General features: G+C 68.6%; 13 protein-coding genes. 7 read left to right on the top strand and 6 right to left on the bottom strand.

The genetic code is table 11. From position 1 onward, the window contains the following. Nucleotides 1-165: 165 nt before the first annotated feature. The 5 genes from WI697_RS01570 to WI697_RS01550 all read left to right on the top strand — a co-directional run bounded on the left by WI697_RS01570 (nucleotide 166) and on the right by WI697_RS01550 (nucleotide 4,900). Nucleotides 166-954, top strand: coding sequence for a CDP-alcohol phosphatidyltransferase family protein (locus WI697_RS01570; RefSeq protein WP_345957154.1), 789 nt, complete (start codon nucleotides 166-168; stop codon nucleotides 952-954). A 53-nt stretch (nucleotides 955-1,007) separates the two neighbouring features. Then, complete coding sequence (locus WI697_RS01565; protein WP_062761440.1) at nucleotides 1,008-1,601, top strand: YceI family protein; 594 nt, start codon at nucleotides 1,008-1,010, stop codon at nucleotides 1,599-1,601. Between the two features lie 62 nt (nucleotides 1,602-1,663). After that, nucleotides 1,664-2,779 carry a GTP cyclohydrolase II gene (gene ribA, locus WI697_RS01560; protein WP_345957153.1) on the top strand — a complete coding sequence of 372 codons (1,116 nt, stop codon included), beginning with the start codon at nucleotides 1,664-1,666 and terminating at the stop codon, nucleotides 2,777-2,779. A gap of 252 nt (nucleotides 2,780-3,031) precedes the next feature. Next, a complete protein-coding gene (locus WI697_RS01555) occupies nucleotides 3,032-4,294 on the top strand; it encodes a hypothetical protein (protein ID WP_345957152.1) in 1,263 nt (420 codons plus the stop codon). 93 nt (nucleotides 4,295-4,387) lie between these two features. Next, nucleotides 4,388-4,900, top strand: coding sequence for a L,D-transpeptidase family protein (locus WI697_RS01550; protein WP_385997991.1), 513 nt, complete (start codon nucleotides 4,388-4,390; stop codon nucleotides 4,898-4,900). Between the two features lie 91 nt (nucleotides 4,901-4,991). Here the strand turns inward: WI697_RS01550 and WI697_RS01545 are convergent, their stop codons facing one another. Next, complete coding sequence (locus WI697_RS01545; protein WP_345957151.1) at nucleotides 4,992-5,672, bottom strand: YggS family pyridoxal phosphate-dependent enzyme; 681 nt, start codon at nucleotides 5,670-5,672, stop codon at nucleotides 4,992-4,994. A gap of 146 nt (nucleotides 5,673-5,818) precedes the next feature. Between WI697_RS01545 and WI697_RS01540 the strand changes: the two genes are divergently transcribed. Beyond that, entirely contained in the window at nucleotides 5,819-6,358 is a 540-nt protein-coding gene (locus tag WI697_RS01540) for a thiamine phosphate synthase (protein WP_345957149.1), read from the top strand. On the opposite strand, the gene WI697_RS01535 is transcribed toward WI697_RS01540, so the two are convergent. The 5 genes from WI697_RS01535 to WI697_RS01515 form a co-directional block, all read right to left on the bottom strand. Next, nucleotides 6,355-7,221, bottom strand: a complete 867-nt coding sequence (locus WI697_RS01535; RefSeq protein ID WP_345957148.1) for a class I SAM-dependent methyltransferase — start codon at nucleotides 7,219-7,221, stop codon at nucleotides 6,355-6,357. The two genes, WI697_RS01540 and WI697_RS01535, sit on opposite strands and share 4 nt — an antisense overlap. Continuing rightward, nucleotides 7,218-8,114 (bottom strand): sulfotransferase domain-containing protein, encoded by an 897-nt coding sequence (locus WI697_RS01530; protein WP_345957147.1) that lies wholly within the window; start codon nucleotides 8,112-8,114, stop codon nucleotides 7,218-7,220. Before WI697_RS01530 ends, WI697_RS01535 begins: the two co-directional genes overlap by 4 nt. Nucleotides 8,115-8,305: 191 nt before the next feature. Further along, nucleotides 8,306-9,415: a porin gene (locus WI697_RS01525; protein WP_345957146.1), complete on the bottom strand. Its 1,110-nt coding sequence runs from the start codon at nucleotides 9,413-9,415 to the stop codon at nucleotides 8,306-8,308. A gap of 439 nt (nucleotides 9,416-9,854) precedes the next feature. Beyond that, a complete protein-coding gene (locus WI697_RS01520) occupies nucleotides 9,855-10,949 on the bottom strand; it encodes a porin (RefSeq protein ID WP_345957145.1) in 1,095 nt (364 codons plus the stop codon). Nucleotides 10,950-11,278: 329 nt separating this feature from the next. Next, nucleotides 11,279-12,358 carry a porin gene (locus tag WI697_RS01515; RefSeq protein ID WP_345957144.1) on the bottom strand — a complete coding sequence of 360 codons (1,080 nt, stop codon included), beginning with the start codon at nucleotides 12,356-12,358 and terminating at the stop codon, nucleotides 11,279-11,281. 535 nt (nucleotides 12,359-12,893) lie between these two features. Here WI697_RS01515 and WI697_RS01510 point away from each other — a divergent pair. Beyond that, nucleotides 12,894-13,442, top strand: a complete 549-nt coding sequence (locus WI697_RS01510; protein ID WP_345957142.1) for a DUF3576 domain-containing protein — start codon at nucleotides 12,894-12,896, stop codon at nucleotides 13,440-13,442. The last annotated feature ends 40 nt before the right edge of the window (nucleotides 13,443-13,482 follow it).

Raw genomic sequence — 13,482 nt, 5'->3', positions numbered from 1 at the left:
GTGGCGGTTGCGTAAAGATACTGCAACTTACGCAAATGCCCGGCCGCCGGATCGGTTCCCGGCGTGCCGCCCGGTTCACATCCCTGGCCCGGTCGACACCACCCGTCGTCTTTCCCGGTGAACGCCCCATACAACCGGGGCGCTTCCGTCTCCATATGGTGATGCATGGCGAGGAAACGAGAGGCCGCCGCGCTCGCGCGGCTCAGACTGGATGCAGGGCTGCATGCCATCGGTGCGACCGGGCTGGTCGCGGCCGCGGGCGTCGCCGTCGCCGCGCGGGCGGGCGATGCGCTGGGGCCGGCCTATCCGCTGAAGGCGGTGGCCTGGCTCGCCTTTGCGCTGGCCATTGCGGGCCCCGCGCTGGCCCAGCATCTGCCCCAGGCCCGGGTGGGCCCGGCCAACCGGGTGACCCTGCTGCGCGCAGGCCTGGTGGCGCTGGTCGCCGCCACGATCGGCGAGCCGCTGATGGCGGTGGATCATGGCGCAGCCGCCGGGCCGGTTGCCTGGATGCTGTTCCTGACCGCAGCGATCTGCCTGGCGCTGGACGGCGTCGATGGCTGGATCGCCCGCAGGCGGGGCGTCGCCAGCCCCTTCGGCGCCCGGTTCGACATGGAACTGGATGCGCTGTTCGTGGCGGTGCTGTCCTGGGCGGCGCTGGATGCGGGGCGGGCGGGCCCCTGGGTGCTGGCGGCGGGCGCGCTGCGCTATCTGTGGGTGGCGGCGGCCTGGGCCTGGCCACCCCTGAAAGCCCCCCTGCCCCCCAGCAACCGCCGCCGGGCCGCCTGCGCCTTCGGTGTTGCGGCGCTGGTCGGCGCGCTGAACCCGATCTCCGCCACCGCCGGCACGGTCTCGGCCGCGATCGCGGTCGCCGTGCTGGGCTGGTCCTTCGCCGTCGACCTTCTGGCCGTGATCAGGCTGCACCGCAGCCGCACCCCTCGCGAGGAGACCCCCTGATGACGATGCGCAGAGCCTGGGCCGCCGCAGGGCTGCTCACCCTCCCCGCCCTGATGGCACCCCCCGCCCTGATGGCGACCTCGATCGTGACGGCGCAGCCGGCGCTGGCAGCACCCGAGACCTACACCCTGGATCCCGAACATGCGGTGGTGGGCTTCCTGGTCATGCATGCGGGCTATGCCAATGTGCTGGGCCGGTTTCGCGAGGTCGAGGGCGAGATCAGCTTCGACGAGACGGCGAAACGGCTCGACGGCGGCGAGATCCGGGTGAAGACCGCCAGCGTCTTCACCGACCACGACAAGCGCGACGAGCACCTGCGCGGGCCCGATTTCCTGAATGCCGAGGAATTCCCCGACATGGTCTTCCGCCTGGACGGCGCCGAGCCTGCGGGCGAGCGGACCGGGCGCATCACCGGCACGCTGGAGTTGCTGGGTGTGCGAAAACCCATGACTCTGGACGTGACGTGGAACAAGAGTGCCGAATATCCGTTCGGGACTGGCGTATTCGGTACGCGCCCCTATGTTATCGGGGTTTCTGCGCGTGGTACCATTCGCCGCAGCGACTTCGGCATGACCTATGGCCTGGACGGCGACCTCGTCGGTGACGAGATCTCCCTGATCCTTGAAATGGAGGCACGCCGGCAGTGAACGCGACATCCGGCTCCGACGGTGTCCCCCCCGCGGACAGGTCCAATGACGAGGACGATCAGATGAGTGAGGCGACGGAGCGGCGACTGCAGCGTGCCCAGGCCGAATTGCGCGCCGGCGGCGCCGTGCTGCTGCGCGACGATCAGGCCGATGTGCTGGCGCTTTCTCCCGAACGCGCCTCGCCCGACCGCCTCGCCGCCCTCGCCATCCTGACCGGCGCCCCCGCCGACCTGTTGATTTCCCGCCGCCGCGCGGCGCTGGCCGGGCTGGTCGCGCCGATCGAGGCGGATGATCCGCGCGGCGTGGAGCCGGTGGCGGCACCCATCCGCGACATCACCGACCCGGCCTGGCGGCTGGCGGCCGACCCGACCCGCAGCGACGACGGCACGGCCGCGCGCGAACGTGCCCTCGGCCGGCTGCGCCCGGCCGGGCGGGCTTCGGCCGCGGCCATCGCGCTTGCCAAACGGGCCGGTCTGCTGCCGGCGCTGGTGTCGGTTGAACTGCCCGCAGGCCGGTTGCCCGGCGGGGCCTCGGCGCTCGATCCCGTCATCATCGAGGCGAAGCTGCTGAAGGAAGGCCAGATCGCGGCCGGCCGGCTGAAGCGTGTGGCCGAGGCCCGGGTGCCGCTGGCCGATGCCGAGAATTGCCGGATCATCGCCTTCCGCCCATCCGACGGCGGGCCGGAACATCTGGCGATCGTGGTGGGCGAGCCGGCGGCGGATGCGCCGATCCTGGCCCGGCTGCATTCCGAATGCTTCACCGGCGACCTGCTCGGCTCTTTGCGCTGCGATTGCGGTGAACAGCTGAAGGGGGCGATCCGGACCATGGCCGCCGCCGACGGCGGCGTGGTGCTGTACATGGCCCAGGAAGGCCGCGGCATCGGGCTGATCAACAAGCTGCGCGCCTATGACCTGCAGGATCGCGGCCTGGATACGGTGGATGCCAATCTGGCGCTGGGTTACGAGGCCGACGAGCGCGATTTCCGCCCGGCGGCCGAAATGCTGCGGGCGCTGGGCCATCAGCGCATCCGGCTGCTGACCAACAACCCGGCCAAGGTGCAGGCGCTGGGCGCCCATGGCATCGAGGTGGTGGAGCGGGTGCCCCATGCCTTCCCCGCCAACGGCCACAATGCCGGCTATCTGTCGACCAAGGCCCGCCGGGCGGGGCACATGCTGTAGCCGCGCGGCAAGGGCTGCCGCCCGGCAAATGCTGCCGGGCCGGCCGGCACCGCCGACACAACCGCACCGCGCCGCGATCGCCCCCCAACCCGGGCATCGCGGCGTTTTTTCGTCGACGGCGCCGTGATTTGCACCGAATCACGCTTGGCACGATGCTTGAATATCAAGACCCCGACGGCGCCGGTCCGCGCGCCATGACTGCCCGCCCAGACCGTCTGCCCGGCAGACGGGGGCGCCCCCGGGGTTTCTGCCATGTTCGTCGACGCTTCCCGCGGTTACCGCTACGACACGCCCGCCTGGGCCGGCGGGGAACCTGCGCGCACGTCTTCGACCGACACCGCACAGGCAGATCGCAGCACCACTGCCGGTAAGACCGCCCAGGCGGAACCGGTGGGCTTCTGGGGCGAGGACGGCTTCAGCTTCGGCGACCTGCTCGACATCGTGAACCCGCTGCAGCAGCTGCCGGTGGTGGGCACGGTCTATCGGGCGCTGACCGGCGATACGATCTCGCCCGGTGCGCGGATGATCGGCGGCATCGCCTTCGGCGGCCCGATCGGTGCCATCGGCGCGATGATGGAAAACGCCACCATGGACGCCTCGGGCCATACCGCCGGCGACCGGGCGCTGGCCGCCCTGATCGGCGAGGACGAGGACACCGGCGGCACGGCGCTGGCCGCGGCCGATGCCGCATCGGGCCGGGTGGAAAGCGCCGCCGATGACGGGGCACGGATCGCCGCCTCGCAGACCGCGTCGCTCGCCGCCCCGGCGGGCCGGCCTGTGGGGGCGAAGGATGTTCCGGCCGAAGACGGCGATCAGGGGATGAGCGAGGCTCAGTTCGCCGCCCTGCTCGGGGCCTTCGGCGCGGCAGCCCCGGCGGCCGCCAACGGCAACCGGCCGGCCGGCGGCGCGGCCACGGATGCGCAGACCACGGACGCGCCGACCAGGGAGGCGCAGACCACGGGGGCGCAGGCCTCGATCGCCGCCACCGCCGACCGGGCGCCGCGGACCCGCACCACCACCCCGACCGAGGAACGCCTGGCGGCGAACGACCTCTCCACCGCCCGCGGCCGCAACGGCCGGCCGAGCGAGCGCGAGATCGAGGCCATGCTGCGCCAGAGCGTGCCGGCGGGCAGCGCCGGCAGCACGCCGCTCGCCGATCTGCCGGCCGGAAGCGCCGGCGGCAGCACCGAGATGGGCCGGATCATCCCGGCGGCCGCCTTCATGGGCGTCGACGGCCCCACCGCCCGCAAACCGGCCCCGCCGGTATCGGCCCCGGGTGCCGCAGCCTATGCCGCACGCACCGCCCCGCCCCGCCCGCGGGAGCCGCAGGACCAGCCCACGGCGACCGATGCCGCCCGGGCCGCCCAGCTGCAGGATATGAACGCGGCGGCGCCCGAGACCGGCCCGATCCCGCTCGACGATTTCGCCGCCCGGATGAACCAGGCGCTGGACCGCTACCAGGCGCAGATGCGCGCCGGCCAGTCCAAGGCCGCAACCGTGTCCAGGAATCTGTAGTCGACCCCCGCCGGGCGATCAGCGCCGTGACAAATCCGCGTCGGGAGCCGGCCGGTCTTCACGGGTCCGACGGGGCCGTGGCAGACTGAGGCCATGTTGGTTCGATACGATCCCCTACTCGCCCGGTTCCGCTTCTGGTGGCGGGACGAGCGCCTGCCGGTGGCCATCGGCCGCAACGGCATCACCGTCGCCAAGCGCGAAGGCGACGGGGCAACCCCGATCGGCACCCTGCCGATCCGGCGGGTGCTCTATCGTGCCGACCGGATCGAGGCGCCGCGCACCCGCCTGCCCGTCCAGGCGATCCGCCCCGAAGACGGCTGGTGCGACGACCCGGAAAACCCCTGGTACAACAAGCCCGTCGACCTGCCCTTCCCCGCCCGCCATGAACGGCTGTGGCGCGACGACCATGTCTACGACCTGATTGCGGTGCTGGGCTGGAACGACGCCCCGGTGGTGCCGGGACGTGGCAGCGCCATCTTTCTGCATGTCGCCCGCCCGGATTTCGCCGGCACCGAAGGCTGCGTGGCCCTGGCCATGGACGATCTGGTGCGGGTGCTGGCGGATGCGGGCCCGGGCGACACCCTGACCATCAGCGCGAGATTCTGACGCCCCTCGCCGGGCGGGCGCTCCCGCGCCCTTGGCCGCCGCCTCAATGGCGGCTTGGTGGGACCGCTGGGCTGGCCTGTGGCGTTGGCGATCAGTCGGCCGACGGATAGTCGCGATGCCCGAAGATGGCGGTGCCGACGCGGACATGGGTGGCGCCCAGGCGGATGGCCATGGGGTAGTCGCCGCTCATCCCCATGCTGAGCAGCTTAAGACCATGGGCCGCCGCCATGTCGGCCAGCAGGGCGAAATGCGGTGCCGGCTGGTCGTCGACCGGCGGGATGCACATCAGCCCGTCGACGGTCAGGCCCAGATCCTCGCGGCATTCCCGCAGGAACCCGTCCAGATCGGCGGGCAGCACGCCCGCCTTCTGCGGCTCTTCCCCCGTGTTCACCTGCACCAGCAGCCGGGGCAGCCGGCCGGCCCTGGCCCCTTCTTCGGCCAGCATCCGGGCAAGCTTCGGGCGGTCGACGCTCTGGATCACATCGAACAGCGCCAGCGCCTCGCGCAGCTTGTTGGTCTGCAGCGGGCCGATCAGATGCAGTTCCAGATCGGGGAAACGCTCGCGCAGGGCCGGCCATTTGCCGGCGGCTTCCTGCACCCGGTTTTCCCCGAACACCCGCTGGCCGGCCTCGATCACCGGCAGGATGGCCGGCGCGTCATGGGTTTTGGAGACCGCCACCAGGGTCACCGCCGCAGGGTCGCGGCCGGCATCATGGGCGGCGCGGTCGATCTCCGCCCGGACCTGGGCGAGGTTTGCCTTGACGTCGGTCATGGGGCTCGGGCTCCCTCGGAACGGATCACCGGCGGGGCAGCACCCCGCCTCCACCCTTCGGATCGGGCAGATGCGATATGGGGCGCCATCATAGCCGAGGCGGCGGGCATCTCAACTCTCAGCGCCGGGCCCCATGCGGGATCGCGGTGCTGATCACCGACCGGGGCCGGCAGGGCCCACCCCGCCCGGCGCTGCTGACCGGCCTTAGGCGCGGCGATCTGGTGATCTTCCGCGACTACGACGCCCCCGACCGGCCGCTCCTCGGCCGGCTGTGGCGACGGCTGACCCGGGCGCGGGGCATCGGGCTGCTGGTTGCGGGCGATCGTCGCCTGGCCCTTGCACTGGACGCCGACGGGCAGCACCTGCCCGGCCACCGGCTGCGCCGGCCCGAGATCCGCCACCTGCCGCGCCCATTGCCGGCCAGCGCCGCCGTCCATGACCGCCGGGATCTTGTCCGGGCCAGGCGGCGGGGCGCAGACCTGCTGCTGATCTCCCCCGTGCTGCCCACCCGCAGCCATCCGGGGGCCCGGGTGCTGGGGCCGCTCCGCTTCCGGGCTCTGGCCCGGCAGACCGACCGGCCGGTGGTGGCACTGGGCGGCATGGATCAAAGCCGGATGCGGCAGTTGCATCCCTGCCGCAACCTTGCGGGCTTTGCCGCCATCGACGCTTTCGGACGGGCAGACTAGTCCGGCGGCGCGACCGCCGCATCGACCAGCTTTTCCAGCCAGAGGCTGGATTCATAGGCGCCTTCCAGCAGCGGCAGCCCGCCGGCAATGCCGTTCTGCACCCGCCCGGTCATCCGGGTTGCGACATAGCGGCTGGCGAAGAGCGGCTTGTAGCCGCCGGTGAACAGCAAAGCGGCCACGGCCGGCTGCTCGTTATAACCGCGCCAGGCCCAGCTCTGCGGGTAGCCGTCGGGCAGGAAAATATCGTGGAAATGGACCAGCACGCCCCTGGGCAGCATCGGCAGGATGCGGTTCAGCACCACGTCGACATCGCTGCCCGGCATCAGGATATGGCTGCTGTCGACGACCAGCATGTCGCCGGCTTCCAGCGCCGCGAATTCCTTCAGCGGCACGCTCTGCATCGGCTTGCGGATCAGCCGGATGCCCAGCTCGTCGATCGCGGCCCGGGGCTCGGGGTCAATGGCGGTCATCTCGGCGCCATGACCGTCATCCTTCAGCGCCTGGGCGATGAAGCGGGTGGAATGACCGGACCCGATCTCGATGATCCGCCGCGGCCGGGCCGCACGCACCATGGTATAGGCGGCCAGCGCATCCAGCCGCGGGAACCAGTCCTGCGACCAGCGCGGCGCCGGCGGCCGGGCCCCGGCCAGCCGGGCCAGATCGTCGCGATAATCGGCCGCGGCATCCAGCACCGCGCCGAACACCGGCTCCATGGCCTGAAACAGCGCCTCGGCCGCCGGATGCGGCCCCTTGGGCTTCACCGCCTCTACCTGTTCGGCATAGCGGTAGGGGATGAAATAGCCGCGCTTGCCGAAGCCGAGCGCGGTGGACAATGCGAAACGCCTGGCGCGCTGCTCGCTCATCGGGGCCCCTCGCCGGCGCCCGCCGGCTGCGGCAGGGCCGCCCCGGGAACCGCATCGGCATAATCTGCGGGAATGTAGCCGAACCGCGCCATCTGTTCGTGATGATCGGCGATGATCCGGCGGATCTGATCGGGCGTCAGCCGTTCCCGCCACTTGCCGGCACCGCCGGAGCGGAAGAAGGCCTTGGAATTGACCGAGCGCTCGCGGAAGCCATGGCGTTCCTCCATCTGCTTCAGGATCTTGAAAGAGGAGAAGCGGATCGCCCGTTCCAGCCGTTCCCGCGGGGGTTTCAGCCCCAGGAAATCGGTCAGCTTGCGGAAGGTCTGCAGCGGCCGGTCGGTCATGTCTTCATAGCGCATGACATGCAGGCCCGGGCTCGCCACCTGGGTCCAGCTCTTCACATGCAGGGACCAGGTGCTGAGCACCTCGAAGACATTGCGGTCGTCATTGGCGGTGACGGCACCCTCGGTCGCCATCATGCCGATCGCCCCGTCGATATCGAGACCGAAATGGTCGGCCACCGACGAGACCACATCCAGCGGGTTGCGCACGATATAGATGGCGCCGGCAGTGTGGTTCAGGCTGATCAGCGGGTAGCCGCCCCGCTCCGCCAGGATGTTATGGGTCTTGGCGAAGACGTTGTCAGGGAAGGCCTGTGTCATGTCGCGATGGACCAGCGGGCGGATCTTCATGATCTCCTGCTCGGTCGCCTGCGACAGCGGCTTGTCCAGATAGCGCAGATACCATTCGGGCTTGCTCTCGCCCAGGCAGAAATCGGCGAAACGATCGGGATGGACCGGAGCCTTGGCGTCACGCAGCAGGTTGTGCAGGAACGCCCGCGTCCAGGTATTGCCCGATTTCGGATAGGAAGCGAGCCAGATGATCGCACCCATGACGGCGGGACTCCCTTGAAGGCTGCCGGCTAGACCGTGCCGGCCGGGCATCGAGCCCCAATCCATAGCCGAAAACCGCGCCGGACAAAAGAAAGCCGCGCCCGAAGCACAGGATGCACACGGAAAAGGGCGGGTCCGAAGACCCGCCCTTCCCGTCTCATCCGGCCCGAAGGCCGCCCGAGCGACACCGATCAGAAGCTGAGAGCGGTACCGATCAGGAACGAGGTGCCGTCCTGACGACCCGAAGCGAAGTCGCTGTCGGCGTCGAGGAACTGCACGCCGGCATTCAGGCTGATGCCCGGGCCCATGGCGTACTGGCCACCGATCTCGTAGAACTTGATCTCGTCGTCGCCACGGCCGCCATCGAACTCACGCTGATGGTTGGCATAGGCGGCGCCGACCTTGTACGGGCCGAAGGCGTAGACCAGGCCGACGTCCCAGCCGGTGATGTCGTTGTTGCCCTCGAGGCCGCGGTTGTCGTTCACATACGAACCGCCGAAGGTGAAGCCCGAGAAGCCGACATTCAGACCCAGGCTCCAGACCTGCAGGTCATCGGCCTGGATGCCGCCGACGAGGCCGTCAGCCTCGAGGCTGCCCTTCAGGTAGCCACCCGACACGGCCAGATCGACCGGGCCCAGCTTGTTGACGTAGTTGACGCCGACTTCGACGATCTGCTCCTGACGGCCCGGGACGTTGTCGGTCAGGTTACCGTACGAGCCCGACGAACCACCCGTGCCACCAGCGACGCTGGGGGTGTACGACAGACCGAGCTGGAAGCCGGCCATGCGCGGGGTGAAGTAGGTCAGCTTGTTGGCGTCCGAGGTGTTGTTGATCAGGGTGCTGGGGGCCTGACCGACGCGGCCGGCGAGGTTGGTGCCGGTCGAGAAGTTGAAGAAGTTCGGCGACGACACGCCGTGGCCGGCGATCGCCGACGGCGCGGCATAGTGCATCAGGTACGGGGCCGAGTTCTCGGCGCCCAGCAGCACACGGCCCCACGAGCCGTCGAAATAGACATAGTGCTCGTCGATCTGGTCGCCGGTGGTGTAGCCCTCGAGCTGCACCTGCACACCGACCTTCAGGCCGTTGTCGAGGACGGTCTCACCCAGGAAGTGGATTTCGCCTTCCTGAACCATCTCGTCGGAGCGGTAGTCGACGCCGTTGACCTGATCCTGGTCGGTGATCTTGAAGAACGACTGATAGTAGCCGCCCAGACCCAGCTTGATCTTCTCCGCCGCCGAAGCCTGGCCGGCGATGAGGCCGACGGCGACGAGCGCCGTGGTGCCGATGAGAATCTTCTTCATGCTCTCCCTCACTCTCGATCGAGGTCGCCCGGGTCTGTTGCCCGAACGATACACCGACGGGGCCCGTGCTCCCGAAGGCTGATGCTTGACGGACGTGATCTTCGTCACCCGCTCCCGGGGTTTTCGTGATCATCGTCACATGAGACGCACCAAATAAACGCGGGCCGGCGAGGGCCGTCAAGAAACCGGGATCGCCGCTGTGTCGGTTGACGCGCACTGTGTCACCAATGCCACATGGCGCAGGCGCGAACGGTATACCGTTGCAGCGCGGCATTCCGTGCCGGATTCCGCGGGATCCTGCGGTCCTTCCCGGGTGTGCAGCGCAACCAGCTCAGGCCATATCTGCAGGAACATGCTGACAAGAAAAAAGGGATGGGCCGAAGCCCATCCCCTCTTTCACGTCCGGCCAGTGACCCAGCCGATCGGCTTGCCTGGTCGATCAGAACGACAGGGCGGTACCGATCATGAACGCATTCGCCTCGTTGCGGTTGGCCGCGATATCCGAGTCGAAGTCGATGTAGTAATAGCCGGCCATCAGGTTGACCCCCGGGCCCAGGGCGTAGGTACCACCGACCTCGAGCATCTGCAGCTCGTCCTTGTCGTTGGCGGTCGCCGCAATGACGCTGCCATTGCTCTGGCTGCCATAGGCGTAGGCCACACCAACCTTGTAGGGGCCGAAGCCGTAGGTCAGGCCGACGTTCCACTGCTCCAGGTCGTCGTTCAGCTCGAGACCCTGGTTGCTGGTCATGTAGGCGCCACCGAAGGTGAAGCCGGCATAACCGACATTCGCACCCAGGCTCCAGGCCTCGAGATCGTCGAAGCCGGCACCGTCAGCTTCGAGCGAGCCGCCGGTGTAGCCGGCCGACGCCGCGAAGTTCACGGCACCGAAGGTGTTGACGTAGTTCAGGCCAACCTCGACGAGCTGCTCCTGGCGACCAACGACGTTGTCGCTGAGGTTGCCGTAGGCGCCCGACGAACCACCGCGACCACCGGCGAGGCTCGGGGTGTACGACAGACCGAGCTGGAAGCCCGAGAAGCGCGGGGTGAAGTAGGTCAGCTTGTTGGCGTCGCTGGTCGCGTTCAGGAAGGTCGCGTTCGACCCCAGAGCAGCGGTGCCCGGACGGCTGGCGTGGAAGAAGTTCGGGCTGTCGACGCCATGACCCACCACGGCCGACGGGGCCGAGTAGTGCATCAGGTACGGAGCCGAGTTCTCGGCGCCGAGGACGATGCGACCGAAGCCACCCTCGAAGTAGACATAGTGCTCGTCGACCTGATCCGAGGTGGTGTAGGCCTCGAGCTGGACGTTGACACCAACCTTGATGCCGTTGTCGAGCGTGGTCTCACCCAGGAAGTGGATCTCGCCTTCCTGCTTCATGTTGTCGGTGCGGGTGTTCGCCACGTCCTCGTCGATCAGGACGAAGGCGCTCTGGTAGTAGCCACCCAGGCCCAGCTTGATCTTCTCAGCGGCCGACGCCGGCGCGGCGAGCAGGCCGGCGGCGACGATGGCCGACGTGCCAAGCAGAATCTTCTTCATCGGTCAGTTCCCCTAGAACCGGTGGAGCCAGGCTTGAGGCCGACCCTCTGGCGAACTGCCATCAGACCAACACAAAAAGCCCGGCGCGGCATCGAGCGCCAGGTGATACGACCCGTAAATAGGGTGCCGTCGAAGCCGTATCCGAAGCGCTGTGCGTCGCCATGTTCCATCCCGCGCATGCGGTGGTCAAGCGAGGTGCACCCCTGCCGTCGCGCTTCCCGCCACACTGTGGCTGTGAAGCAACAACTCCGGGCAGGGCCGGATCGGCCGTCAGACGGTTATGTGAGGCGGTGGACGCCGCGGAAACCGCGGCGTCCACGACTGCCCGATCAGAACTCGAGCGAGGTACCGACCATGAAGGCGTCCGAGGTGTTCCGGTTCGCCGGCAGGTCCGAATCGAAGTCGTAGTGGAAGTAGCCGGCCATCAGGCTGACGCCCGGGCCCATCTCGTAGGTGCCGCCGATCTCGAAGGTCGACAGCTCGTCCTCGATACCGGCCGCGCTGGTCTGGCTGCCATAGCCATAGCCGGTGCCGACGGTGTAGGGGCCGAAGCCGTAGGTCAGGCCCACATTCCACTGCTCCATGTCGTCTTCGAGCTGCAGGCCCATATTGTTCTTCTGGTAGCCACCGCCGAAGGTGAAGCCGGCATAGCCCAGCTGCGCACCCACGGTGAAGGCTTCCTGATCGTCAAAGCCAACCGCATCGACTTCCTGCTGACCGGTCAGGTAGCCCACCGCGAAGGCGACGTCGATACCGCCGAAGCTGTTCACGTAGTTGGCGCCGATCTCGACGATCTTCTCCTGCTGGCCCGGGGTGTTGTCCGGCAGGTTGCCATAGGAGTTCGACGAGCCGCCCGTCCCGGCCGCGAGGCTCGGCGTGTACGACAGGCCCAGCTGGAAGCCCGAGAAGCGCGGGGTGAAGTAGGTCAGCTTGTTGGCGTCGCCGGTGGTGTTCAGGAAGGTGTAGTTCGACGCCAGCACATTGGTGCCGGGCTGCGAGGCATGGAAGAAGTTCGGGCTGTCGACGCCATGGCCGGCAATGGCGGTCGGGGCCGAATAGTGCATCAGATAGGCGGCCGAGTCGGCGGCACCCAGCTGCACGCGACCGAAGCCGCCCTCGAAATAGACGAAGTGCTCGTCGATCTGGTCGCCGGTGGTGTAGCCCTCGAGCTGCACGTTCACGCCGACGGTCACGCCGTTGTCGAGCGTGGTCTCACCCAGGAAGTGGATCTCGCCTTCCTGCTTCATGCTGTCGGTGCGGGTGTTCGCCACATCCTCGTCGATCAGCACGAAGACGCTCTGATAATAGCCGCCGAGGCCGAGCTTGATCTTCTCGGCCGCCGAAGCGGGAGCGGCGAAAGCGGCGGCAGCGGCGACGATGGCGGTGCTGCCGAGCAGGATCTTCTTCATCGGGTCGGGTCCCCTGGTGAGAACGTTCAGAAATTTTCGGTCCGGCCGGGTGCCGGGACGTCCGGGATACAAGTCTGGTCGGCCGGCCCGCTTCGGGTTCCGGCCTGGTCGTGATTGGCCTGATGCTGGCCGGAAGCTCTTCGCGGTCGGCGGTCTTGGCCGCCATCCGGACGCCGGGCGTGCGGGGAATTCGCCCATGCGGCAAGTTCATGTTCTTCCGCAGCGCACGCGCCGTCAACGCAGCGCAACAGGGCCGGTCAGTGATTTCCGTCACAATGTAGCAGGATTGCAACAGGGATGACACAGGGGGGTCATGTGCCCCCTCCCCCGTCCGCGGGGGCCCCGGGGGCCCGCGGACGACCTGCTATCGGCTTCGGTTGAGGCAGGAAGCGGCTTGCCATATAGTTCAGCCGACCGAAGCATCCGACGGAGTGCAAATGCCTCTCTCGGACAGATTTCGGCGACGCCCTGTCGGGACCAGAGACAACGCCGGCGGGACCACGTCGGACACTAGCCAGAGAGGTTTGGAACGGCCATGGCAGTCACGGGCAAGGATCTGTTGCGGTACGCGACGCTCGCAGGCGCGCTCGCGCTGCTCGCGGGCTGCAGCGGCGTGGAGACCGAAGCCAGCTATCCGCGCTCGATCCCCGGCGGAACCGGCGGCACCTACGAGACCCAGCGCCAGACCATCTTCGGCGACGGCGGTCTCAACATCTTCGACAATGACAAGAGCCGCGACGGCACCGGCGGCGCCTCGCCGATCGGCGTGAACAGCTTCCTGTGGCGGGCCTCGCTCGACACCATCAGCTTCATGCCGCTGGCCTCCGCCGACCCCTTCGGCGGCGTGCTGATCACCGACTGGTACAGCGCCCCCGAGACGCCGGGTGAGCGGATGAAGCTCACCGTCTATATCCTCGACCGCCAGCTCCGTGCCGACGGCATCCGCGTGGCCGCCTTCAAGCAGCGCCGCGACGAGACCGGCACCTGGGTCGACCAGCCCGTCGAGCCCGCGGTCGCAACGCGCATCGAGGACGCCATCCTCACCCGCGCCCGCCAGCTGCGCGTTTCAAGCTCGGCGAGCTGACGGCGCCTCCCAAGCCTGGCGGCAGGGAGGCCCCCGCCGC

Source organism: Tistrella mobilis, from assembly GCF_039634785.1.
Classification (GTDB): Bacteria; Pseudomonadota; Alphaproteobacteria; order Tistrellales; family Tistrellaceae; genus Tistrella; species Tistrella mobilis.
The sequence above is the reverse complement of the archived record's forward strand: the minus strand, read 5'-3'. Positions and strand labels throughout refer to the sequence as shown.